This is a genomic window from Nocardioides acrostichi, assembly GCF_015319165.1.
Classification (GTDB): Bacteria; Actinomycetota; Actinomycetes; order Propionibacteriales; family Nocardioidaceae; genus Nocardioides; species Nocardioides acrostichi.
This window is the reverse complement of record NZ_JADIVZ010000003.1, coordinates 317,257-340,776: the sequence shown is the minus strand read 5'-3', so window position 1 is coordinate 340,776 and position 23,520 is coordinate 317,257. Positions and strand designations below refer to the sequence as shown.

Below are 23,520 nucleotides of genomic sequence, written 5' to 3'. Positions count from 1 at the left end.
CACCCTCCCTCAAAGGTGAGGAGAGCCTAGCAGTGACCTGCTTCACATCACGAATGCACGAGCATCACGATCCGGTGTCGGCCTCGGACCGTCTGGACCGCAGCACGCCGAGCACGATCGCGCCCGACGGCAGCGCCGCGTAGGCGGCCCAGGCGACGGCGAGCAACGCGGTCCACCACCAGGGCGCGGACGCCGGCTCGGCGCCGTCGAGGGCCACCGCCCTCAGCCCGTCGGCATCGAGCAACGGCGTGCCCGCGACCGACGGTGCCGCGGGCCGGTCGTCGTCCACGACCACGACGCCGAACCCGAGCCGCACGAGCGCGGCGGACCGCTCCCCCGGCGTCGAGAGCGTCAGGGCGGCTGCGGCGTCGAGCACCCGGGGATCCTCACCCGGCAACCTCACCCCGGAGACGACCAGCGCGTCGGAGCCCACGGCGTCGCGAGTCACCACGCGCGGAGTCGGGTCGAGCACCTTGTGGTCGTCGTTCCACTCCGGCTGGCGATAGCTGGTCAGCGGCAACACCAGCACGTCGCCCGGCGGCGCGTCGTCGCGCACGACCCGGCGCAGGTCGGCGTAGGCGCTCGGGTACTCGACCGCGGTGAGCCGGCCCGAGGCGCCGAGGGCGGCGTCCGGCATGACCGCGACCGGCCAGAGGACGGCGGCGACCCCCAGCGAGACGACCGCCGCACCCGCTGCGGTCGCGCGCAAGCGCGTCACCGCGACATCGGTGCCGTGGGCGACGAGCACGACCAGCAGGGGCGCACAGAGCACGAGCAGCCGCGACCCGTCGCGCAGCGTGCCCCCGCCGGGCACGTGCGCGGCGAGCCAGCCGACCGCACCGGGCAGCGCCCAGCCCGCGACCGCGAGGCCGAACCCGACGGCCCAGCACGCGAACAGTGCCCAGTGGTCGTGGCGCGGCACGCGCGCGAGCGCGGAGCGCACCCCGACCGCGCACAGCCCGGCCAGCACGCACAGCGACACCGCCGCGACGAGGCCCTCGCGCGAGGCGGGCACCACCTCGGCGTTCCACACGCCGCCGAGCCCGAGGGCGGCCAGTGGGGCCGGCAGCAGCCCCTCCCCTCGCAGCGCGAACACCTGGGCCCCGGAGGCTGCGCTGGTGGCGTCGCCGGCGTGCAGCAGACCGGCCACCAGCCAGGGCGCCTGCCCGGCGAGCAGGAGACCCGCAGCGGGCAAGGCCCGGCGTCGTCCGGTCACCGCGAGCAGTGCCAGGCACGTGACGAGACCGGTCGAGACGCTGAGGCTGCCCAGCGGCACCAGCCAGCCCAGCCGCACCGGCAGCCGGCCGGACGCGCGCCACCGGCGTCCGGCCAGCAGTACCCAGGGCAGCACCCCGTACCCCACCAGCACCGGCCACTGGCCCAGCACCAGACGCTCGACCACCAGCGGGTTCCAGATCCACAGCGTCACGGCGGCGAGCCTGGCCACGAGGGCGCGGTCGCCGACCAGCCCGGCGGCGCCGATTCCACCGGCCGCGAGCGAGCCGAGGAGCACCAGCTTCTGGAGCCACATGCCCGGCACGACGTCGTCGAGCAGGGCCACCACGGCGTCGGACGGCACGGCGCGCGGCAGACTGGTGCCGAGCCCCCACACGTCGGGACGCACGGCCAGGTCGGGCACCCAGACCATGTCGTAGCTCAGCACGAAACCCGGCGCGAGGGCCGGACCGAGCAGCAGCACGGACCACGCGATCGCGAGCAGCCACGGTGCGTGCGCGGCGAGCACCGCCGTGAGCCCTCTCGTCTCGCCGGCCACGCGCATGCAGCGAAGCCAAGCACACCCGGGTGAGGTGATGCGCGCGTTCCCTGGCCGGGTGGAGGTCTCGTCTACGCTCGCGCTGTGACGACGACGTCTCGCCCCGCCGCCCCCGCGCGCCGCAGCCTTCGCGCGCTGCTGCGCGGCAGTGCGGGCATCGCGGTGGCCATGGCGGTCATGAACGTCGCCACCTACGCGTTCCAGATGATCTCCGCGCGCCTGCTCGGCCCCGACGACTACGGCGCCATCGCCTCACTCATGGCGCTGCTCATGGTGGTCGCGGTGCTCCAGCTCGGCCTCCAGGCCACCGGCGCCCGGCGGGTGGCCGCGACCCCCGACCACGTCGAGCAGATCGAACGCGTGGTGCTCACGGTCACCTACCGAGCAGCGCTCGGGCTAGGCGCGCTCATGCTGGTGCTCAGCCCGGTCGTCACCCACGTGCTCCGGCTCGACGGCTACCTGCCCGCGGTGATGCTCGCGATCTCCGCGGTGCCCGTCAGCGTGATGGGCGGCCAGTCCGGCATCCTCCAAGGTGAGCGGCGTTGGCTCCCGCTCGCCGCGGTCTACCTGGCCATGGGGGTCTCGCGGGTCGTCATCGGCACCGCGTGCGTGCTGGTCTCCCCCACCGAGACCGCGGCGATGTTCGGTGTCATGGTCGCGATGTTCGCCCCCGCCGCCGTCGGGTGGTGGGCGCTGCGCCGCCCGCGGGCCGAGCGAGCCGAGACCTTCGAGAGCGAGGAGCACGCGCTGCGTCCGGTCTCCCGCGAGGCCGTCACGGCGTCGTTGGCGCTGCTGGCGTTCTTCGTGCTCTCCAACATCGACATCGTCGTGGCCCGCAACGTGCTCGACAACCGCGAGGCCGGTCTCTACGCCGCCGGACTCATCCTCGCCAAGGCCGTGCTGTTCCTCCCCCAGTTCGTGGTCGTGCTCGCCTTCCCGGCGATGTCGACGCCCGGCGAGCGGCGGCGCGCCCTGTTGCGCAGCCTGACCCTCGTCGCCGTCCTCGGGGTCGTGGCGACCCTCGGCGCCTGGCTGCTCAGCGGTCTGGCCATGGTGTTCGTGGGCGGCGCGGAGTACCAGGCGGTGGAGTCTCGGCTGTGGCTGTTCGCGGTGCTGGGCACCGTGCTCTCGATGCTCCAGCTGCTCGTGTACTCGGTGCTCGCCCGGCAGGGCAGCCGCACCACGTGGCTGGTGTGGGCGGCCGTGGTGGCTCTGGTCGGGCTGGCGAGCCTCACCGCGCACCTCGGCAGTCTGGTGGTCACCGTGGCAATCGTCGACAGCGTGCTGTTCGCCGTGCTGCTCGTGATCAGCCTGGTGCGGCTCGCCGAGCCGCTGGCACCGGCCGAGCCGGCCCCCTGATCGCCTCCGCAAGCAGACCCGCGATCAGACCCGCAATCAGACCCGGCATCACACGGAATCAGACGGAATCAGACGCGGACTCAGGCGACGACGACCACCTTCGTGCCGAGCGGCGCGAAGGTCCACATGGCGCGGGCGTCGGCGCCCCGCTGCCGGATACAGCCGTGGGACTGGGGGGTTCCGAGGTCGCCGAGGGTCTGCATGCGATGGCCGTTCTTGAACGGCAGGCTGTGGAACCCGATCGCAGCGCCGGAGGGCCCGCGGGTGAACCGGACGAACCAGTGCATGGTGGAGCCGTCGATGCCGACGGCGTCCTCGGAGCGCGAGAAGACCTCGTAGGTGCCGGGCTTGAGGTTCTTCGTGACACTGCCGGAGACCAGGTAGGTGCGTTCGACGGCGCCGTCGGCGCCGACCATCCAGACCCGTTGTTGACTCTGGTCGAAGACGGCCCGGCGACCGGTGCCGGAGTCCACCGGTACCGGCGGGTTGCGCAGCGCCTCGAGGATGCCAGCATCGCCGCCACCACTCTGGCCCTGGTCGCCGGCCTGGTCGCCGGCCTCGTCGAGCACCGGACCACCCGACGATTCGGCCGCGTCGGCGCTCGCGTCGTCCGAGGGATCCGACGACGCCGCCGACGACGACGCTGACGACGCCGAGCTCGGGCGGGCGTCGCGCTGCCGGCCCGAGGTGGCCGAGGACGAAGCCGAGGGCTCGCTCGCCGTGGGGCGCGGAGCGTTGGAGGCCAGCGCCATGCCGCCACCGGGCACCGGGACCACGCCGGTGCCGCCGAGCACAGCGGCGAAGGTGAGACCGAGTGAGGCACCGAGCAGCCCGATCCGGCCCCAGCGGGGGCGGATCGGTGCTCCGCGGTGCTTCGACATCGGCTACGCCTTCTCCTTCTTGGCCTTGGCGGCCGCCTTCTTCGCGCTCTTGGGCCGCGTGCTGCGCTGCACCAGGTTCTTGGCCACCTCGCGGTAGGCCTGCGCGCCCTTGCTGGTGCGGCTCGTGGCGAGGATCGAGCGCCCGGCGGCGGGCGCCTCGGCGAACTTGATCGTCTTGGGGATCGGCGGCTCGACGACCTCGAGGGAGTAGGTCTCGGAGATCGTCTCGAGCACGGTGCGCGAGTGGTTGGTGCGGCCGTCGAAGAGCGTGGGCAGGACGCCCCACACCTCGAGCTTGCGGTTGGTGAACCGCTTCACGTCGTGCACGGTGTCGAGCAGCTGGCCGACGCCGCGGTGCGAGAGCGTCTCGCACTGGAGCGGCACCAGTACGCCGTTCGCGGCGGTGAGCGCGGCCACGGTGAGTACGCCGAGCGAGGGCGGGCAGTCCAGCAGCACCCAGTCGTAGGCGTCGTCGAGATCCTCGACGACGCCCTTGACCACGTGCTCGCGCCCGGTGCGGGTGAGCAGGTCGGCCTCGGCGCGGGCCAGCTCGATCGTGGCCGGCAGCAGGTGCACACCGTCGTCGGTCTCGATGATGACCTCCTCGGCGTCGACGCCCTGGGTCAGCACGTGGTGCACGGAGATCTCGAGATCCTCGGGGTCGATGCCGAGGGAGAAGGTGAGGCACGCCTGCGGGTCGAGGTCGACGAGCAGCACCGAGTGACCGAGCTCGGCGAGCGCGGCCCCGATCGAGGCCACCGAGGTGGTCTTGGCGACGCCACCCTTCTGGTTGGCGATCGCGAGTGTCGTGGTCATCGGAAGACACTATGCCGGACACGTGTGGTCGCCCGTGGGAGCGACCTGCTCTACTGGCGCACATGTCTCGCTCCCTGGTCACCGGGCCCACGGCCGGCATCGGCCGCGCCTTCGCCGAACAGCTCGCCGCCCGCGGCGACGACCTGGTACTGGTGGCCCGCGACCGCGCCCGGCTCGACCAGGTCGCCGACGAGCTGCGCGCCGCCCACGGCGTCGAGGTCGAGGTGCTGCCCGCCGACCTCACCGACCGGGCGCAGCTCGCCCTCGTCGAGGCCAGGCTGCGCGACGCCGGCTCCCCCGTCGACCTGCTGGTCAACAACGCGGGGTTCGGGCTCAAGGGCCGCTTCCTCGACAACGACATCGACGCCGAGACAGCCATGCTCGACGTGCTCGTCACGGCCGTGCTGCGGCTGATGCACGCGGCCCTCGGGCCGATGAGCGAGCGCGGTCACGGCGCGGTGATCAACGTGTCCAGCGTCGCGGGCTTCCTACCTCGCGGCAGCTACTCGGCGGCGAAGGCCTACGTCAACCGCCTCGGCGAGTGGGCCGCCACGGAGTACGCCGAGCGCGGCGTCCGCGTCATGACCCTGTGCCCGGGGTTCGTGAAGACCGAGTTCCACGAGCGCATGGACGTCGGACGCGACTCCGCGCCTGCCTTCTTGTGGCTCGACGCCGACGATCTCGTGCGCGAGGCCCTCGCCGACCTCGACAAGGGTCGTGCCTTCTCCGTCCCCAGCCTGCGCTACAAGGCGATCACCGGCGCCGCTCGCGTCGTCCCGAGCAGGCTGTTGCAGCGGCTCCAGGGCCTCGGTCGCCGCTGACCTGCCACCAGTTTTCACGTGACCTGCCACCAGTTTTCACGTGACCTGCCACCAGTTTTCACGTGACCTGCCACGACTTTGCAGGTGACCTGCCACGAAGTTCTCGGCGCAGACCCCTCAGCGCCGAACCTCAAGGTCGGACGACGGCGGGCACGGCGCGCCCGGATGCTGCGGCCGCGCGTGCCGCGGCGTCGAGCAGCCGCTCGAGCTCGGCGGGGTCGGTGGTGTTGCAGCCGAGCTCGTGGTCGACCTTGCCCAGGCCGTGGTGGTCACTCGAGCCGGTGACGATGAGCCCGAGGTCGCGGGCGATGGCGCGCAGCGCCTCCCGGGCGGCAGGCGGATGGTCCTGGTGGTCGACCTCGAGGCCGGTCAGCCCGAGCGCGGCCAGCTCGGCGAGCGCCGCCTCGTCGGGGTCGCGGGTGCGGCGCCGGCCCCAGGCGTGCGCGATGACGCTGACCCCGCCGGCCGCGGTGACGACGCCGAGAATCTCGCGCAGCGGCGCGGCGTAGCGGTCGACGTAGGCCGGCATGCCCGGGTTGAGGTAGCGGCGGAACGCCTCGGTGCGGTCACGCACCGCCCCGACCGCGACCAAGGCGTCGGCGACGTGCGGTCGCCCGCTGGCCGCGGAGTCGCCCGACACCCGCGCGACGTCGGCCTCGGTCACGTCTATCCCCAGCGCCCGCAGTCGTTCGACGACGGCCGGCACTCGCGAGCGGCGTCCGTCGAGGATGAGCCGCAGGTGCTCGACCAGAGGCGGGAAGGTGGGGTCGGGCAGGTAGGCCAGCAGGTGCACCCCCCGACCGTCGAGTCGGGTGCTGATCTCCATCCCGGGCACGAGTGTCAGGCCGTGCTCGCGGGCCGCGGTGCCGGCCTCGGCCCAGCCCTCGGCGGTGTCGTGGTCGGTGAGGCCCAGGACGTCGAGGCCCGCGGCAGCCGCCGCCTGCACCAGCTCGGTGGGCGACTGGGTGCCATCGCTGCACCGGGAGTGCGTGTGCAGATCGATCCGCGCTCCGGGTGCCACACAACCAGCCTAGTGTCGCGGCACCCACGAGGAGTCACTCGTGATCGCTCGAGGAGTAGGACGTCGTCCGTCACCAGGGCGGTCGCGGCCCCCCGAAGTCGACCTCGAGCAGCGCGGCACCGAGGGTGGAGATGTCGCGCAGGATCCAGTCGTCGCGCAGCAGCAGCACCGCCGAGGCGGGTCGCACGACGATCCACAGCCACCGACCCCCGGCCTCACCGGCCACGACCGAGCGGTCCCACTCGCCGTCGGCACCGCTCGTCGAGACCGACCACAACGACACCTGCTGCCGCTCCAGGCGGACCTTCACCAGGGGCTGGCCCTCCGAGAGACGCTCGCCCGCGTCGAGGTGCGGCACACCGGCACACCGGGCGCCGAGCCCCGCCCCGGGCTCCTCGCTGACCACGAGCACGTCGACCGGCCCGTCCAGGGCGCTGGTGCCCGACGTGCAGGTCATGGTGGCCATCGGCTCCCCCGGTGCGCCGACGGAGCTGACGTCGGTGACCGCCCAACCGGGGCTCAGCGGCCACGGAAGGTAGGTCGGGAAGCCGTCGGTCAGCTGAAGGTGCGCAGAGAACGCCTCGTAGTCGCAGTCGTCGGGCCGCCACAGCGGCGGCACCGGTCCGTGGTCGGGGCAGGTCCAGAGGCGTCCTCCGGGCGCATCTCCCGGCAGCTCCCCCAGCGGAGCCGAGCACCGAGGGCAGGCGGCGGTGGTCACGCGATCAGCTTCCCATGCCCACGGGGGCATTCCACCGCAGCAGCACGTGCTCGTCGCGCTCCAGGCCCAGGACCGACACGGTCGCGGTGTCCAGGCGCAGCAGTCGGCCGTCGGCCACGGGCAGCCCCAGCCAGCGCGCCGCCAGTGCGCGCAGCGAGTGACCGTGGGCGACGAGGAGCACCCGTTCGGACGACGCCACGCGCGCGAGCAGGGCGTCGAGCCGTGCGCTCACCTCGGCCGCGGTCTCCCCGCCCGGGCAGGGATGACTCCACACGGTCCAGCCGGGCACGGACTCGCGGATCTGCGGCGTGGTCAGGCCCTCGTAGTCGCCGTAGTCCCACTCGTGCAGGCCGTCGGCGATCTCCGCGTCGGGGAACCCGGCCAGCTCGGCGGTGCGCCGGGCGCGTCGACGCGGCGAGGTGAGCACCTGGTCGAAGGCGACCCCGGCCAGCGCCGGAGCCAGCAGCGCGGCGACGCGTTCGCCGTCCTCGGTCAGCGAGATGTCGGTGACTCCGGTGTGCTTGCCGTCGCGGCTCCACTCGGTCTCACCGTGGCGTACCAGCCAGACCTGGCGTCCGCTCATGACGTCCCTCCCTCGGCAGGGTCTCTGCCCTCGGTGCGCTCGACCAGCAACTTCACGTGGTTGCGCAGTTCCGCGATCTCCTCGCGCAGTGCGGCCCGTTCCGCGGCCTCGCGACGATCGTCCTCCACCTCGGCCTCGGTGACCCGGTCGACCAGCCAGGAGGCCATCGTGGCGGTCACCGTACCGAGCAGCGCCACGCCCGCGACCATGAGCGCGGCGCCCACGACCCTACCGAGGTCGGTGACGGGATAGGTGTCGCCGTAGCCCACCGTCGTCATCGTCGTCAGCGCCCACCACGAGGCGTCACCGAAGGTCGTGATGTTGGCTCCGGGGGCGTGCCGCTCGGCCTGGAGCACGGCCAGCGCGGCGACGTAGCCCAACACCAGCGACCCGGCGCCCACGTAGAGTCCGACCCGGCCGCGCAGGTTCGAGGCCGCGCTGCGGTTGAGCACCCGGATCAGCACGAGGAGCCGCAGCAACTGGAGGGGTCGGAGCATCGGCAGGAGCAGCACCACCGCGTCGAAGAGGTGCTTCCACAACCACCGTGGCTTGTCGTCAGCCCTGGCCAGGCGCACCACGAAGTCGACCACGAACACGAACCAGGTGATCGTGATGACGCTGGCACACGTGATCTTCCAGTGCCTCGCGAGATGCGGGTCGAGGATCGGCCAGGAGTAGGCGGCCAGGAACACCACGGCCGCGACGATGAGCGGTATCTGGCTCATCCGCTCCCAGGCCGAGCGTGGCAGATCGCCGATCACGGCGCGCGCGTTCCACGTGGGCGGGGTCATGCGACCCAGTCAAGCAAGCGCGCGCCGGATCCCGGCGTCCATCGACCCCTCGAGGCACGATTCGCGACCCCTCGAGGGACGATTCGCGACCCCTCGCGGGTCAGGCGTCGGCCCCAGGCCAGACCTTGTCCGGCTGCGGGACGGGGCGACCGGGCTGCTCGCCGCCGCGTGCCTGGAGGTAGTTGTCCTTCGGCACCATCACCTTGCGGCGGAAGATGCACACGACCTTGCCGTCCTGGTTGTAGCCGATGGTCTCGACGTACACGACGCCACGGTCGTCCTTCGAGGTCGACTCCCACTTGTCGAGCACCTTGGTCTCGCCGTAGAGGGTGTCGCCGTGGAAGGTCGGCGCGACGTGGCGCAGCGACTCGATCTCGAGATTGGCGATGGCCTTGCCGGAGATGTCGGGCACGCTCATGCCGAGCAGGATCGAGTAGACGTAGTTGCCCACCACGACGTTCTTGCCGAACTGGGTGGTCTCCTCGGCGTAGTTGACGTCCAGGTGCAGCGGGTGGTGGTTCATGGTGAGCAGGCAGAACATGTGGTCGTCGAACTCGGTGACCGTCTTGCCCGGCCAGTGCTTGTAGGTCGCACCGACCTCGAACTCCTCGTAGCTGCGCCCGAACTGCACGGATGTCTCCTTCGTCGCCTGGAAATGTCTGTTACCGAAGGGTAACCAAGGTGGACGACGGAACCTCCGCCGCCCACGGATCGTCTCACCGGCATGCGCCGCTCGGTCATGGCACTCGTGCTCGTCCCGGTCCTCGGACCGCTCCTCGGCGGCTGCGGCGACGCGCCCCCGACACCCACCGCCACGACCACGTCCACGGCCACGGCCACGGCCACTCCCTCGCCGACCGGCCTGCCCACCGACTACTCCTTCACCCTCACCACGACCTGCTACTGCCTCGACGCTGGCACCCCGGTGCGGGTCACCGTGCGCGGCGGGGAGGTGACGGCGGCGACCTACCTGCGCGACGCGACCGGGCGCGGCACCGCGCGGGCAGGTGCACCCGCTCCCCCCGGTCGCCAGCTCACGTTGGCCGAGGTCGTGGCGCAGGCCGAGCGCACCGACGCGGCGTCCGTCGACGTGGACTGGCCCCAGGGCCAGACGTGGCCCGACGAGGTGCGCATCGACGAGTCGGCCCGAGTCGCCGATGACGAGGTGGCCTACACCGTCAGCGACGTGACGGTGCTCGAGGCCAGTTGACGAGCAACCCCCCGTGGCGCCGGCAGCCTGAAAGGCTGTGCTCGTGCCTCACCCTCCTCGTGCGAAACAAGAAGCATCGTTCTGGGATCGTTTCTGCGACTCGCTCCCGGTCATGCTGGGCGTCGTGATCACCATGGATCTCCGGGACCGATGCGGCTGGCCGTGGTGGGAGACCATCGCATGGGGGTGCCTCATCGCGGGCGCCACCGGAGTCTTGGGCGCCCTCCTCATCGCGGCTTGGCGTCGCAGAGCGCGCCCGTGAACGGGAGAGCACGACGCCGCGACGACCGGCCGGGGTCGACCTGCTCCGCCTCGCGTAGGCCGGGCCCGGCCCACCGACGGGCAGTGGGCCGCGAGGGCGCCGGCCTCTCGGGCCAGCACGAGCGCATGCACGCCGCCCATGAGGCGCAGCCCGAGCGCGGAGGGGCCGGGGTCGTCCTCGTGGCCGGCCAGTACGGTCGCAGCGGGTCCACCGGCGCGCACGTCGTCGGCGACGCGGAGCAGCAGGTCGGCGTACATCGGCGACCCGAGCTCGTGGCAGCCGATCGCCTGGAGCCGCAGGTGCTCGACCATGCGGGTCACGTCACTCACAGCCAGACAAGCTACGCCCCCGGCACGCGGTACCGGGGGCGTAGTGAGGGGTGATCGGACAAGCCTCAGCGCAGCTTGTACTCCTTGAGCAGGCTGCGGCCGATGATCATCTTCTGGATGTCGGAGGTGCCCTCGCCGATGAGCATGAAGGCGGCCTCGCGGTAGAGCCGCTCGATCTCGTACTCCTTGGAGTAGCCGTAGCCGCCGTGAATGCGGAAGCTGGCCTCGACGACCTCGGAGCAGTACTCGCTGGCGAGCATCTTGGCCATGCCGGCCTCGACGTCCATGCGCTCGCCCTTGTCCTTGAGGCGGGCGGCGCGAACCATCATCGTGTGGGCGGCCTCGACCTTGGTCGCCATCTCGGCGATGCGAAAGAGGATCGCCTGGTGCTGGGCGATCGGCTTGCCGAAGGTCTCGCGCTGCTGGGCGTAGGCGGCACCCAGCTCGAAGGCGCGGTTGGCGATGCCGCAGGCGCGGGCGGCGACGTTCACGCGGCCGACCTCGACGCCGTCCATCATCTGGTAGAAGCCCTGGCCAGGCTCGCCGCCGAGGATCTGCTCGGCCGCGATCTCGTGGTTCTCGAAGACGGCCTCGGTCGTGTCGACGCCCTTGTAGCCCATCTTGTCGATCTTCCCGGGAATGGTCAGGCCCGGGGCCGTCTCGCCGAAGCCCGGCTCCTTCTCGACCAGGAAGGTGGTCATGTTCTTGTAGACCGAGTCGGCGCCCTCGTCGGTCTTGGTGAGCACTGCGATGAGGGTGGAGGTGCCGCCGTTGGTCAGCCACATCTTCTGGCCGGTGATGGAGTAGGAGCCGTCGTCCTTCTTGGTGGCCTTGGTCGAGATGGCCGAGACGTCGGACCCGAGGCCGGGCTCGGACATCGAGAACGCGCCGCGCACCTCGCCGGTGGCCATGCGCGGCAGGTACTTCTGCTTCTGCTCCTCCGTGCCGTGCTGCATGAGCATGTAGGCGACGATGAAATGGGTGTTGATGACACCGGAGACGCTCATCCAGCCACGTGCGATCTCCTCGACGCACAGCGCATAGGTGAGCAGCGACTCGCCCAGGCCGCCGTACTCCTCGGGGATCATCAGACCGAAGACGCCGAGCTCCTTGAGCCCGTCGACGATCTCCTGCGGGTACTCGTCGGCGTGCTCGAGCTCGGTCGCGACCGGGATGATCTCGTTTTCGACGAACTGGTGCACGGCCTTGAGGATCTCGCTCTGGTCCTCGGTGAGCCCTTCGGTCTGGCACAGACGCGGCATCGGGTGTCCTTCCGGATCGTTCAGTTACCTGGCGGTAACAAGTGTGGCCTACGCAGACCGTACTGCTCTCCTGCGTCGGGTGCAGCACTCCGATCCTGCCTCGCCGTGTCAGGTTGGTCACTAGACTCCCGGTATGGACGACCGACGCCGCCCGTGGCTCGAGGGGGTGGGTCTGCTGGTGGTGCTGGCCATCGCCGCCGCCGCCTTCCTCGTGGCCAAGCACCCGGGTGGCTCCGACCAGCAGTCGGTCTCGACCCCCACGAGCCCCTCGGCCGCCGCGTCGAGCCCGGTGCCCAGCCCCGACGTCACGGCCCCGCCGGTCAAGAAGGCCGCGAAGGGCAGCAAGGCCCGGGGCGGAAAGGCCCGCACGACCGACCCAGGCATCGACGTCAAGGCGGACGGCGAGCAGTGCGTGAACCGCAGCCGCACCCAGCTCTCGGTCACCAGCTTCAACATCCACTCCGGCTTCAACCCGCCGCGCACGCGGCAGATGCTGCCCACCCTGGCCGCCGAGATGAAGGCGATGAAGTCCGACGTCTTCCTACTCGAGGAGGTCGACCAGAACCGCATCTGGAGCGGGCGGGTGAACCAGCCGGAGTACTTCGCGAACGCTCTCGGCATGGAGTACGCGTTCGCGACCAACGTGCTGCGGCCCGGCAACAGCCGCTATGGCACCGCGATCCTCTCGCGCTACCCCATCCTCGAGAGTCACAACTATCTGCTCCCGCGGCCCGGCAACACCCAGCAGCGCGGCCTGCTGCGGGTCGTCATCGAGCCCGTGCCCGGCCGCAAGGTGAGCCTCTACGTCACCCACCTCGAGGCCACGTCGTACGCCGCCCGGGTCGCCCAGGCGCGCGTCGTGGCCGCCCGCATCGCCAGCGACCCGAACCCGGTGGTGCTGGGGGGCGACATGAACTCGCGGTCGTCGTCGACGACGATGGCGCTGCTGCGCCAGCGCCTCGTCGACACGTGGAGCGCGGCCGGCCGCGGCAACGGCCTGACCCACCCCAACGCGCGGCCGAACGCGCGCATCGACTACGTCTTCGCCAGCCCCTCACTGGGCACCACGCTCACCCAGGTCGTGCCCGGCACGGTCTCCGACCACCGGGCCGTGCGGTCGGTGCTCGACCTCGCACCCGACGTGCCCGCGCAGGTGTGCCTGCCGGTGCTCACCGATCAGTGAGCCGTCCGTGGCGGTGGGCGGTCAACGCCCACGCAGCCGGCTGACGAGCGAGCGGACGGCGCCGGGCGCGAGGGTTTCCTCGGCTTCCGGCCCGGCTGGGCTCGAGGCCTCTTGCCCCCGCTCGAGACGGGTGTTGACGATCGTCGAGAGGGCAGCGACCGCCGCCTGCGCGACCTGCTCCTCGGAGACCTCCTGGTCGTCGTCCGCGATCGACTCCGGGCGTGGCAGCAGATCCTCGAGTTCGCCCACGACGTCCACCCCGCTCGTACGCAGGTGCTCGACGTAGCCCCGCGAGGTCTCCTGGCACCACTCGGCATGCTCGGCCGGCAGCAGGATCCGGCGTCCCTCGGTGCCGCCGAGCACCTGCACCGAGAGCCAGCGCTTGCCGATGTCGCCGTAGAGATCCCGGCGGAAGAGATTCTCGGGGATCGCATCGTTGACGCGGCGCAGCACCTCGCTCTGCTCCAGCCGCAACCCGCGGTTCGCGCGGCCGGGGTCGGTCTCGACCAGCCAGTCGGGCTCCACGCCGAGCACGGAGCAGTAGCGCCGCAGCAGCAGCGTCTGGTCGCTGCCCGGCGGCGGCACCGTGACCACGTGGATCCGTTCGGGCGGCACGTGCCGCGCCCACTTGTCGACGACGGCGGCGATGTCCTTCTGTCGCCAGATGGGCGCGTCGGTGCCCTGCACCTCGCGCAGACGGCGCACGTAGTGCGGGTAGGTGATCGTGCGGCCCGACTGGAGCAGTTGCTGCCACACCGACGGGATCTGCCGCGCGAGGTCGCGCACGCTCAGCACGACGTGCGGCTCCCGGTCTCCCGCCGCGCAGGCAGCCAGCAGCCGCTCGATCTGGGCGTCCTCCGCCGGCGAGAGCGACTCCTCCGAGACCAACGCGGCGCGACCACCGGCGTCGCTCAGTGCCTGCGCGAGCCCCGCCAGCACCTCGCGTGCCTGGGCAGGGTCGTGCGGCTTGAGGCGGTCGCGCACGTCGAGCATCAGCCAGTAGGCGCTGCGGCGCTGGTCGGGCACGACGTCGAAGCCGTGCCCGGCCAACTGCTCGGCCGAGCCGAGGAAGAGTCGCTGGAGGTAGGAGGTGCCGGTCTTCTGCAGACCGATGTGCAGGTAGACGGGCCTCACGGCCGTCACTGTAGTGGCGCTCCTCGAGTGCTCAGCCGACGACCGCGCGCTCCTGGGAGCGGTACTGCCCGAAGGCCTCCTTGGCCGCCCGCACGTCGACCTTGCGGATGCTGGTGCGCAGCAGCGTGCGGTCGTTGACGATCTCCGGCCCCATCGCCCGGTCGACGTGCATGGTGACGCGTCGGCTGGACGCCGTCGCGCCCGTGGTCATCGTGGTCAGCGGCGTCCCGGCCTGCGACGTCACGTCGCCCAGGTGCACCCACGACCCGTGACCGCTGGCGGCGAATGCGTCGGCCAACCGCTGCTCGAGCGCCGTGGGCGTCTGCGAGCCGCTGAGCAGCCGGATCTGCACGCCACGGCGATCCGCGCGCATCAGATCCTTGGCGAGCCGTCGCATGCGGAAGTCGGTGGTGACCAGTCGGATCTGGCTGTCCTCATGCGCCTTGCGCACGGCGAGCCGGAACCGGCGCAGCACCGAGGTCCGGGCCTGGTTGTTCGGCGAGGTGTTGTCGCTGAGCATGACGCTGGTCGAGAACGAGGTGTTCGTGCGTGTCGTCTGCGTGGGGATGGTCAGGTCGGCCACCAAGGCGTCGTGGTCGGAGTTGAGCTCACGGGTGCTCATCTTGTCGACGTGGAAGGCGTCGGCCGGCTTCACGAAGACGTAGTCGACGGTCGCGCCGTAGTGGTCACCGGTCGGCACGTATCGGCCGGCGAGGTCGTAGATCGCCGAGAGGCCGTACTTGGTGAGCGTCTCGCGCGGGTAGGTCTTGCTCGGGTAGTGCCGGTTGAGGTCGCCGCCCATCAGCACCGGACCATCGGCGCTCAGGTCGCGCGCCAGCATGCCCAGGCGCGTCACCGACGGCTTCACCAAGCCGTCGGTGCGCGGCGACGACGGCGCCACGTGCATCGAGATGACCGACACCGTCTGGTCGGCGACGGTCGAGCGCAGCGTGACCCAGTTCGCGTACCGCACGCCCCACATCACGTGCTGTCCGGCGCCGTAGCCCTGCTTGTTGCTCACCATCGTGGTGCCGCGGGCGATGGCGGTCCAGCGGTCGGTGCGCCAAGCGACGGGGGTCTCGCCCCGGTACTGGCCGGGCGTGCGCCAGAGGGAGTAGCCCTGGGGAGCCAGCAGGCTGTCTTGGCGGTAGGGCACCTCGTTGAACGACACGAAGTCGGGGCACGAGCGGTAGACCTTGCGCAGGTCGGCCTTCACGTCGCCGAGAGCCATGCCCGACTTGATGTTGGCCTGCACCATCTGCACGTGCGACGGGTCGATCATCGGCGTCGGCGAGGAGTCGCCGGTGGGGGTCGCCTCGGAGGTCGAGGACGTCGTCGCGCTGGGGGCGCTGGACGACGTCGAGGCGGCGGACCCCGCGACGGCGGGGCACCCGGTGGGCACGGCCGCCGCCTCGGCGATCGTCGCGACCGGAGAGAGGGCCAACGCCGTGGCGGCCGCCGTCGTGAAGGTCGCGAGCAGGGCGAGGGCGCCGGCACGGCGGGGCGTCCGGCGGCTGATCCGGCGGCTGTTGCGGCGGGGGGAGCCGGCCGGCGCGGGGGCGGGAGCGGGGGGCAGCATGATGGTCCTCTCGGCGGGGCGCGAACGCATCTGAGACGTCGTGGCGTACGCACCAGTCCCACGAGTCACAGAGGACTCAACCGCACCATCAGTCACACGGCAATCGGTTCTCGACAACTACAAACATGTAATTCGACCTTGCCCCTGGGGGCATCCGAAGAGGGGTCACGGAGACGCGCTGGTGAGACCGAGCGCCCGACCGACGGAGTCGGCGATGTGCTCGGAGTACTCCGTCGTCATGTGCTCGCTGTCGCGCATCGTGACGTACTTGCCGATGACGGCGGGGCAGGCGCGTTGCGCACAGAACCACTTCTCGGCGTCCAGCGCCTCGGCCCCGTGCTCGCGGGCCAGCTGCATGAAGCCCCGCTGCGTCTGGCGTGGCTTGGTCTCCGCGTCGAGCAGGCAGTCACCGAGGTCGCTCGCCTGGGTCAGGCACACGCCCGGGGAGCGCGGCAGCTTCGGGGTGTTGGCCAAGACGACGGTCCGCGCCGCATAGGGCGTGATCTCGGCCAACTCGCGACGCAGCCCGACGTCGAGGGCGTCGACGTAGTCGCTGCGGTGCTGCTTGAGCACGACCTCGTCGGTACGCGGGTCGACGACGGGCGCGAGGGGTGCGTTGGACACCAACACGAGGTCGGGGCGCAGCGCCTGCACCTGCTGGAGCGACCAGGCGATGAACGCCTCGCAGTCCGGCCATCGGCGGCCCGTCTCGGGGTCGAGCCGGAACGCCTGGTTCGCCGGGCAGCCGGTGTAGGCCAGCGTGTAGACCTGGTACCCCAGCCGCTCGCCGATGCGTCGGATCGCGGGCGACCAGGCGCGGGCGTGGGAGTCACCCAGCAGCACGATCGAGCGGTCGGCGTCGGGGTCGCCTTCGGCGCACAGCTGCCGGGTGCCCGTGCGGTAGTCGCACTCGCCCAACGGCGCGGTGTCGTAGCGGATGTCCTTGAGCCCCGGTACGAGGTCGCCGGGGATCGGGTCACCCTTCTTCGCCGCCAGCACGCTGGCCTGGACCAGCGCCAGCGCGGGATCCTTGCTTAGCTTGCTGCCGGCGAACTGGGCCGTGGTGATCTCGGGGTTGCCGGCGAACCGGTCGAGCCGGTGATCGACCCAGTGGCTCGAGACCACCACCGCCAGCGCGAGCACGGCCACCGTCGCGGGGTAGAGCGCCACGGCGGGCAGCGATCGGCGCCACATCCGGCCCCGTCGGAACGGCTGCTCCACGAACCGGTACGTCAGACCGCTCAGCGCGAGGATCACGACCAGGCAGGCCCCCAGGTGCGGCAGGTCGAGCCCACCGAACCGCGACCGTGCGATGACCAGCACCGGGAAGTGCCAGAGGTACAGCGAGTACGACCAGTCCCCCAGCACCCGCATCGGCGCCGTCGAGAGAGCCCTCGCCACGAGGGTGCGACCCCCGCCCGGCACCGAGCCCGCCCACAGCAGCAGGACGGCGCCGGCCACCGGGAGCGCCGCAACGATGCCCGGCACCGGGCTCTGCTCGTCGAGCACGAGCACGGCCGCGAGCACGAGCACCAGCCCGAGCAGCGCCGCGGTCTGCGGGGCGCGCGGCACCGAGCCAGGCGGTGCGTCGTCCGGGCTGGTGACCGAGCGGCCCTCACGAGCGGCGACCCAGGCGGCCAGGCCGGCTCCGGCGCCGAGCTCCCAGGCCCGGGTGAGGGTGGAGAAGTAGGCGGTGTCCGGCGAGGCATGGGTGGCCCACACCGACCACGCCAGCGAGGTGGCGCAGGCAGCGCCGAGGGCCACGGCGAGCGGCCGCACCGGGCTCACGCCGCGACGCCGGGCCAGCAGCACGACGACGAGCAGCACCACCGGCCACACGACGTAGAACTGCTCCTCTACCGACAGCGACCAGTAGTGCTGGAGCGGAGAGGTCGGACGGTCAGCCGCGAAGTAGTCGGTCTGCACCAGCGCGAAGCGCCAGTTGGCGGCGAAGAAGGCCGCCCACCAGGCATCGGTGAAGATCTCCTCGGCCCGAACCGCCGGGAGGAACAGCGCCGTCGCCACCACGGCGCCGACGAGCACCACGAGTGCCGCCGGCAGGATGCGGCGGGCCCGGCGGGCGTAGAAGTCGAGCAGCCCCCTACCCAGGCCCTGCCCGGCGGCGGCGCGGCGCAGCAGCAGACCGGTGATGAGGAACCCCGAGATCACGAAGAAGACGTCGACGCCGATGAAGCCTCCGGCCACGAACGGCAGCCGTGCGTGCGCCGCGATGACCACGAGCACCGAGAGGGCGCGCAGGCCCTGGATGTCACCCCGCACTGCTTCGCGCATCGCGCTTCGGGCCCCTTTCGCCGGATCTCCTGACCAGCCGGACGTCGGCTAGAGTGCTGGTCGCTATGACGTTCAAGGATCGCAAGCACAGCTCTCGGGAGCGGTCCGGGCTGCGGGGAAGTCTAGTGGCCCGCGCCGTGCTCTCCCGCGTGACACTCGGCGCTCTCGCCGTCGCTCTCGTCGTCGGCGGGGTGGTGGTCGGCTCGAGGACCGATGTCGTGCCCTCCGCGGCCCACCTGCTCTCCCCCGAACACGGTGCGAGCGCGTCGTCCTCCCCCTCGGCCTCCGGCGAGATCGCCGACGAGGCAGTCACCCAGGATCCCGCCCTTCGCACGCAGCGAGTGGCGAGCGGCAAGCAGCTGCACCTGACCGCCGCCGCGAAGCGCGAGCTGCGCGAGCAGGCCCGGTTGGCTCGGCTGGCTCGCATCAAGGCCCGCAAGGCGCGCATCGCCGCCGCCAAGGCAGCCAAGCTGGCCGCCCAGCCCTTCACCATCGACATCGCGACCTTCAACGTGCTGGGCAGCAACCACACCGCCCCCGGCGGAGACCGCCCCAACCTGCCGCCCGCCTCGGTGCGCACCCCGGGCGCGATCGGCGCCATCCGCGCCCACGGCTCCGACATCGTCGGCATGCAGGAGCTCAAGCCCGACCAGCTCGGTGCGATCACCGGCGCCCTGGGGTACGCGGCCTACCCCGGCACCTCGATCGGCGACACCGACAACTCGATCATCTGGAACCCGTCGATGTACGAGCTCGTGGAGGGATCGACCTTCCCGGTCGTCTTCATGAGCCGTTCTCGCCCCCAGACGATCGTGAAGCTGCGCGACAAGGCCACGGGGCGGGAGTTCTACGTCATCAACATGCACCCCTCCGCCGGGCACGACCCGCACAACACCTCCACCCGGCTGGCGGGCTACAGCGCCGCGGTCAGCCAGATCAACCGGCTCAAGGCCACCGGACTGCCGGTGTTCATCACCGGTGACATGAACGACCGCGCGGCCTTCTTCTGCCGGGTGCTGACCCCGACACACATGGTCGCCGCCGTCGGCGGCTCCACCGCGAGCGGCTGCCGACCGCCGGGCCGGATGCCTGTCGACTGGGTCGCCGGTTCCGCGCCGACCACCTTCGGCAACTACTCGATCGACGAGTCCGTGCCGGCCCGTCGCATCAGCGACCACTACTACGTCAGCGCGACCGCGAGCGTCCCGCCCGCCTCCTGAGCCGCCCGGCTGCGCGGGTCAGCGACGACCCGGCCGGCCCCTCGGCCTCCGCGCGCTGGAGCGAGCGCACTTCGTCGCGGAGCTCTCGCGCATCACCGAGCAGGACGGCGATGATCTCGGCCCCGGCCTCGGCCAGCTCAGCCTCGGTCACCGAGTCGGGGGTACGCCGCTCCTCGAGCGTGTCGGGCACCCGCAGGTGGGCCACGTCGCCCACGACGTCGACCCCACTGCTCGCCAGGTAGGCCTCGGCCTGCTCGGCCCGTCGCCGGCAGTCGGCGACCTGGTCGGGCAGCGGCCAGAACTTCTCCCCCGCCCGGGGCACCAGTCGCTCGTCGGCGAGGAACGTGCGGATCCACACGCCGCGGTCGAAGGCGGAGTTGAAGGCCCCCAGGTGCGGGTTCACGCGGCGCAGCAGTTCGGCCTCGACGACCCCCATCGACTCGTTGGGGAAGGAGACACCCGGATCGAACGCGGCGGCGTCCAGCCCGACGACGCCAACGAACCGGTGCCAGATCTCCTCGCGCGGCGCCGACCGGTCCAGGGGCAGCACGTGCACCCGCTCGGCCGGCACCGCCTGGATCCAGCGCTCGAGCACCAGCCGCAGATCCAGGGTGCGCCAGTTCCAGATGTCCTGGGGATTGGTCGACTCGTCGCGGCCGTACTCGGCCATCGGCGTCGTGCCGCGGTTCTTCAGGCTCTCCTGCCAGCTGGCCGTGAAGAGACCCAGCGGCTCGCGCGCCGTGACGACCACGTGCACCGGGTCGGGGGCGAAGAAGTCCACCATCCAGCGCGCCTGCTCGGCGGTGGCCGCGGCGAAGAACTCGTGGCTGATCAGCGCGTCGCCGTCGTGGCCCGCCACGTCGGCGACCACCCGGGACCACGCCTCGTGCTCACGGTCGGGTCGACGGCGGCGCTGCGGCTCCTCGCGCACCACCCGCGAGCTCCACAGGTGGTCACGACGCTCGCGCCCGGGCAGCAGCAGGCCCTGGGCCAGCGCGGCGTCGCGGTGCGCCCAGAGGATGGTCTGGAGATAGGTCGTGGCGGTCTTCGGCAGGCCGATGTGCACGAAGACCCGGCGGCTCACAGCCCCGCACTCACAGGCCGGCTTGGAACTTCTCGAGGGCAGCCGCGACGGCGGCGTCGTCCCGCGAGGCCATGGGCACCAGCAGCTCGGTGACGATGTCGGCGAGCTCGGCCATGCGCAGCTGGTGGCGACGCAACTCGGCCAGGTCGGCCTCGAGCTGCTCGACCCGCGCGGTCAGCTCGGCCACCCGGCCCCCCGCCAGCGTCGTGGGGAGCTTCTCGCGCAACTGCTCGGCCTTCGTGCTCAGGTCCACTGGGCCACCAACCTTCCTCTCGAGGCGCCTTTGCCCCCCGTGCCTTCACCCTTCTTGCCGGGGCGCTTCTCCTCGGCGGACAGCACCGTGCCGCCGTGCCGGGCCACCATCTTCTCCACTGCTGCCAGCCTCACCGGCACCAGCCCCTTGGTGGCCGGGCCGCCGCCGCGACCCGTCCAGGTCTCCACGTAGAGCCGGCCACCGCCTCGCAGCGCCATCGAGGCGAACCGCCCCAGCGACTGGCGTCCGAACTCGTCGGTGGCATCGAGCAGGTGCCGGGCGAGGATCACGCGCGGCTCGTCGATGCGGGAGAGACGGGCGCCCTCGCTGAGCACGGAACGCCACTCGAGCAGGTTGAGCTCACGCACCGCCAAGGGCAGCTCGCGTCGCTGAGCGGCGCGCTGCGCCTTGGCGAGGCCGCGCGGCACGTAGTCGTAGGCGGTCGTGGTGAGACCGCGGCGGGCCAGCCACACGGCGTCTCGCCCCCGGCCGGCGCCGACGTCGAGCACGTGCACACCCGCGGGTTCGGCGCGCTTGAGGTGCCGGGCCAGCGGCGAGGAGCCCTGAGGTAGCGGCTTGCGACGTCGCAGCGCGGCGCGGCGCTCCCAGTCGCGGCGGCCGTGCGCCGTGCCGCGGAACCACTGGTTGAGCAGCTCGACGGTGTGCGGCGGCGTCTCGAACTTGAAGGCGGGGTCGGGCACCTTCCACCCCGGGCCGTACATCGCCTCGAGCAGCTTCTCCGGCCGGGCCGGGGCCGGGAGCTCGCGCCCGGCCAGGGTGGTGGTGCCCAGCGGCTCGATCCACTCGCGTCGGAAGGGCGCACCCACCTCGCCCATGAGGTAGAGGCGGCCGTGGTCGAAGAAGCCGCCGAAGACGTCGAGGCCGCGCGTGTTGCCGTCGCCCTCCTCGACCGAGACCCGGAAGGCCAGGCCGCTGTAGCGGTAGGTGCGCCAGCCCCGAGCGGCCACGACGCGCTGGAGGCGGAACGACTCGCGCATCGCGTCGACCGGGGTGCTGAAGCGGCTCACATAGCCCAGGTCGGCGTCGGAGTCGTGCCCGAGGAACTCGCCCTCTCGCACGGCGCCCAGCAGCGTGCCGTAGGCCGGGAAGGCCGCCACGCCCTCGGCGTTCAAGACGCCGAGCAGCGCCTCGACCGCGTCGAGCAGCGGGTCGAGGTCGGCCTCGGTGCGCTGGGAGAACTCCGGGCTGAAGCGTCCCGACTTGTCCAGGCTGATCGGGTTGCCCTGGCGGTCGATGAAGTCGACCCGCCGGTCGTCGTCGGTGAAGACGACCTCGCCGGCCCAGAGGTCGAGGTCGGACACGTGCTCTCGCACGGTCACGGCGCTGCGACCGCGCAGGTGCTGACGCGTCACACCCGGCCACGCGATGGCCCGGAGCCCGGGCATCGCACCGCGTTCGGTGTCACGGCGCACCCAGAACGACCAGATCCGCCGCCCGTCGAAGCAGACGTCGACGACCCGGTCGGGTCCGGCCACCAGGAGCCGGATCCCCCTCTCGTCGACATCGAGCACACGCACCGACCTCATCGGCCGGCCTCAGTCCATGTCGACGAACTCGTAGGGGTCGAAGTCGGGGTCCAGGCGGGGGTCGCTCGCGCCCGTCGTCGGCTTGGGGTTGGCGTTGGGCGGCGGGTTGTTGAACCAGCGGTCCATGAAGTTCTGGTACTTCATGGTGATGCCCTTGCCCTTGAACGTGCCGATGTTCTCGTCCGAGGCGCCGGAGAGACCCGAGGAGTTCGAGGATCCGTTGAACGCCTTGTAGACGGTCGGGTCGGCTCCGACACGGCCGTTGACCGTGAGCACCTTGAGGTGGAAGTAGTTGTCGAACTTCCCGTCACCGTCGAAGTCCTGGACCATGTGCCGGATCGGAACCGGGCCGCGCTTGCCCTGCTTGGTCATCAGGTCGTGCACGTCGTAGCCCATCACGGTGTAGCCGACTCGCACGTCGCACCCGCGGTCCCAGAGGTCGCGCAACAGCCGGGCGAGCGCCAGACCGCGCTTGCCGCGGATGACGTCGGGGAAGGACCGGATGATCGTGCGGTGGTAGCGGTTCCCGGACTTCACCGTGCGCTTGCAGTTGACGCGACTGAGCAGGCTCTGAATGGGGTCGCCCTTGAACTCGTCACCGGAGTTGGGCGAGAAGTAGAGACCGTACCGGCCGCCGTTGAAGCGCTGGAACGGGTTCGCGACCGGCTGGTCCTTCCACATCTGGTCGAAGATGTGGTCGGCGAAGTCGTAGATGCCGCTGCGCCCGACGTAGGTGTAGACCTCGTTCCACTGGTTGTAGGCCGCCGCCTTGGTGAAGTTGGCGCCGCCCTGCACCAGCACCTTCTTCGAGGCGCCCACACGGGGGAAGAGGTAGAACTTCGCGTGCGCCGCACCGCTTTGGCCACGGCAGGAGTTCTGGCAGGTGCGGGCGATCGACTTGTCGGCCCACTTCTTGCCCTTGTTGCGCTTCTGGAAGCCGGCCCGCAGCCGCCGCCAGGGGCCGTTCGGCTCGGCAGCACTGTCGTTGGCCTGGTCCATCAGGATGTGCACCTGCACGCCGCGGTCGACGGCCTTGAGCAGCGCGTCGGTGGCCTGGCGGTCGAGGAAGTTCCACGTCATGATCTTGATCAGGCTGTTGGGCCGCGACCGGTAGATCATCTGGAGCAGGTGATCGAGGATCGCCCGCTTCGTGGCGTTGTTGCCGGTGGCCGCGTTGAAGGTGATGCCTTCCTTGACGCGGTAGGTCGGCTTGGCATCGGCGGTCGAGACCGCGCCGGTCGCGCTGACGGGCGAGTGGGCCGTCACGGCGATCGGCGCCGCGTCAGCCGGGGCAAGACTGACAGTGGCGGCCAGGACCACCGCGCTCACGAGCCAGGACGACGTCCTTCGGACCAGGGGCACAGCTACTCCACGAGGTGTCTGGGACGGATGATCACGAGC

22 protein-coding genes are annotated in these 23,520 nt (G+C 71.4%); 5 read left to right on the top strand and 17 right to left on the bottom strand.

All coding sequences use genetic code 11. The features are described from left to right. Positions 1-64 precede the first annotated feature (64 nt). Positions 65-1,780, bottom strand: coding sequence for a hypothetical protein (locus ISG29_RS09395; protein ID WP_194503151.1), 1,716 nt, complete (start codon positions 1,778-1,780; stop codon positions 65-67). Positions 1,781-1,858: 78 nt separating this feature from the next. On the opposite strand from ISG29_RS09395, the gene ISG29_RS09390 reads away from it, so the two are divergent. After that, positions 1,859-3,133 (top strand): lipopolysaccharide biosynthesis protein, encoded by a 1,275-nt coding sequence (locus tag ISG29_RS09390; RefSeq protein WP_194503150.1) that lies wholly within the window; start codon positions 1,859-1,861, stop codon positions 3,131-3,133. 80 nt (positions 3,134-3,213) lie between these two features. Here the strand turns inward: ISG29_RS09390 and ISG29_RS09385 are convergent, their stop codons facing one another. Both ISG29_RS09385 and ISG29_RS09380 read right to left on the bottom strand, forming a co-directional pair. Continuing rightward, positions 3,214-4,014, bottom strand: a complete 801-nt coding sequence (locus tag ISG29_RS09385; protein WP_194503149.1) for a L,D-transpeptidase — start codon at positions 4,012-4,014, stop codon at positions 3,214-3,216. A gap of 3 nt (positions 4,015-4,017) precedes the next feature. Then, positions 4,018-4,830, bottom strand: a complete 813-nt coding sequence (locus ISG29_RS09380) for a ParA family protein (RefSeq protein WP_194503148.1) — start codon at positions 4,828-4,830, stop codon at positions 4,018-4,020. Between the two features lie 62 nt (positions 4,831-4,892). Here ISG29_RS09380 and ISG29_RS09375 point away from each other — a divergent pair, with 62 nt between their 5' ends. Beyond that, positions 4,893-5,651: an SDR family NAD(P)-dependent oxidoreductase gene (locus ISG29_RS09375; protein ID WP_194503147.1), complete on the top strand. Its 759-nt coding sequence runs from the start codon at positions 4,893-4,895 to the stop codon at positions 5,649-5,651. Between the two features lie 130 nt (positions 5,652-5,781). On the opposite strand, the gene ISG29_RS09370 is transcribed toward ISG29_RS09375, so the two are convergent. The 5 genes from ISG29_RS09370 to ISG29_RS09350 form a co-directional block, all read right to left on the bottom strand. Further along, a complete protein-coding gene (locus tag ISG29_RS09370) occupies positions 5,782-6,672 on the bottom strand; it encodes a PHP domain-containing protein (protein ID WP_194503146.1) in 891 nt (296 codons plus the stop codon). Between the two features lie 70 nt (positions 6,673-6,742). Further along, positions 6,743-7,390, bottom strand: a complete 648-nt coding sequence (locus ISG29_RS09365; protein WP_328828575.1) for a DUF6758 family protein — start codon at positions 7,388-7,390, stop codon at positions 6,743-6,745. A gap of 4 nt (positions 7,391-7,394) precedes the next feature. Continuing rightward, positions 7,395-7,973: a histidine phosphatase family protein gene (locus tag ISG29_RS09360; RefSeq protein WP_194503145.1), complete on the bottom strand. Its 579-nt coding sequence runs from the start codon at positions 7,971-7,973 to the stop codon at positions 7,395-7,397. Then, positions 7,970-8,764, bottom strand: coding sequence for a potassium channel family protein (locus ISG29_RS09355; RefSeq protein ID WP_194503144.1), 795 nt, complete (start codon positions 8,762-8,764; stop codon positions 7,970-7,972). Before ISG29_RS09355 ends, ISG29_RS09360 begins: the two co-directional genes overlap by 4 nt. A gap of 100 nt (positions 8,765-8,864) precedes the next feature. Continuing rightward, a complete protein-coding gene (locus ISG29_RS09350; RefSeq protein WP_194503143.1) occupies positions 8,865-9,395 on the bottom strand; it encodes a MaoC family dehydratase in 531 nt (176 codons plus the stop codon). A gap of 93 nt (positions 9,396-9,488) precedes the next feature. Between ISG29_RS09350 and ISG29_RS09345 the strand changes: the two genes are divergently transcribed. Beyond that, positions 9,489-9,974, top strand: coding sequence for a DUF6174 domain-containing protein (locus tag ISG29_RS09345; protein WP_194503142.1), 486 nt, complete (start codon positions 9,489-9,491; stop codon positions 9,972-9,974). Between the two features lie 48 nt (positions 9,975-10,022). Here ISG29_RS09345 and ISG29_RS09340 read toward each other — a convergent pair whose 3' ends face one another. Both ISG29_RS09340 and ISG29_RS09335 read right to left on the bottom strand, forming a co-directional pair. After that, positions 10,023-10,565, bottom strand: coding sequence for a DUF2332 family protein (locus tag ISG29_RS09340; protein WP_328828572.1), 543 nt, complete (start codon positions 10,563-10,565; stop codon positions 10,023-10,025). Positions 10,566-10,630: 65 nt separating this feature from the next. Continuing rightward, positions 10,631-11,827, bottom strand: a complete 1,197-nt coding sequence (locus ISG29_RS09335; protein WP_194503141.1) for an acyl-CoA dehydrogenase family protein — start codon at positions 11,825-11,827, stop codon at positions 10,631-10,633. Positions 11,828-11,960: 133 nt separating this feature from the next. Between ISG29_RS09335 and ISG29_RS09330 the strand changes: the two genes are divergently transcribed. After that, entirely contained in the window at positions 11,961-13,010 is a 1,050-nt protein-coding gene (locus ISG29_RS09330; RefSeq protein WP_194503140.1) for an endonuclease/exonuclease/phosphatase family protein, read from the top strand. 21 nt (positions 13,011-13,031) lie between these two features. Here ISG29_RS09330 and ISG29_RS09325 read toward each other — a convergent pair whose 3' ends face one another. The 3 genes from ISG29_RS09325 to ISG29_RS09315 form a co-directional block, all read right to left on the bottom strand. Beyond that, on the bottom strand, positions 13,032-14,144 hold the full coding sequence (locus ISG29_RS09325) for a hypothetical protein (RefSeq protein WP_194503139.1): 1,113 nt from the start codon (positions 14,142-14,144) through the stop codon (positions 13,032-13,034). Positions 14,145-14,175: 31 nt separating this feature from the next. Then, a complete protein-coding gene (locus tag ISG29_RS09320; protein ID WP_194503138.1) occupies positions 14,176-15,723 on the bottom strand; it encodes an exonuclease/endonuclease/phosphatase family protein in 1,548 nt (515 codons plus the stop codon). A gap of 165 nt (positions 15,724-15,888) precedes the next feature. After that, entirely contained in the window at positions 15,889-18,015 is a 2,127-nt protein-coding gene (locus tag ISG29_RS09315; RefSeq protein ID WP_194503137.1) for an acyltransferase family protein, read from the bottom strand. Positions 18,016-18,080: 65 nt separating this feature from the next. Between ISG29_RS09315 and ISG29_RS09310 the strand changes: the two genes are divergently transcribed. Then, positions 18,081-19,235, top strand: coding sequence for an endonuclease/exonuclease/phosphatase family protein (locus ISG29_RS09310; RefSeq protein ID WP_194503136.1), 1,155 nt, complete (start codon positions 18,081-18,083; stop codon positions 19,233-19,235). Here the strand turns inward: ISG29_RS09310 and ISG29_RS09305 are convergent. The 4 genes from ISG29_RS09305 to ISG29_RS09290 are packed head-to-tail and all read right to left on the bottom strand — an operon-like array spanning position 19,201 to position 23,448. Then, positions 19,201-20,319 (bottom strand): hypothetical protein, encoded by a 1,119-nt coding sequence (locus tag ISG29_RS09305; protein WP_194503135.1) that lies wholly within the window; start codon positions 20,317-20,319, stop codon positions 19,201-19,203. The two genes, ISG29_RS09310 and ISG29_RS09305, sit on opposite strands and share 35 nt — an antisense overlap. Before the next feature lie 10 nt (positions 20,320-20,329). Beyond that, positions 20,330-20,572 (bottom strand): DUF6752 domain-containing protein, encoded by a 243-nt coding sequence (locus ISG29_RS09300; protein WP_328828567.1) that lies wholly within the window; start codon positions 20,570-20,572, stop codon positions 20,330-20,332. Continuing rightward, positions 20,563-22,119 carry a class I SAM-dependent methyltransferase gene (locus tag ISG29_RS09295; protein WP_194503134.1) on the bottom strand — a complete coding sequence of 519 codons (1,557 nt, stop codon included), beginning with the start codon at positions 22,117-22,119 and terminating at the stop codon, positions 20,563-20,565. Before ISG29_RS09295 ends, ISG29_RS09300 begins: the two co-directional genes overlap by 10 nt. A 9-nt stretch (positions 22,120-22,128) precedes the next feature. Next, on the bottom strand, positions 22,129-23,448 hold the full coding sequence (locus tag ISG29_RS09290; protein WP_194503133.1) for a phospholipase D-like domain-containing protein: 1,320 nt from the start codon (positions 23,446-23,448) through the stop codon (positions 22,129-22,131). Positions 23,449-23,520 lie beyond the last annotated feature (72 nt).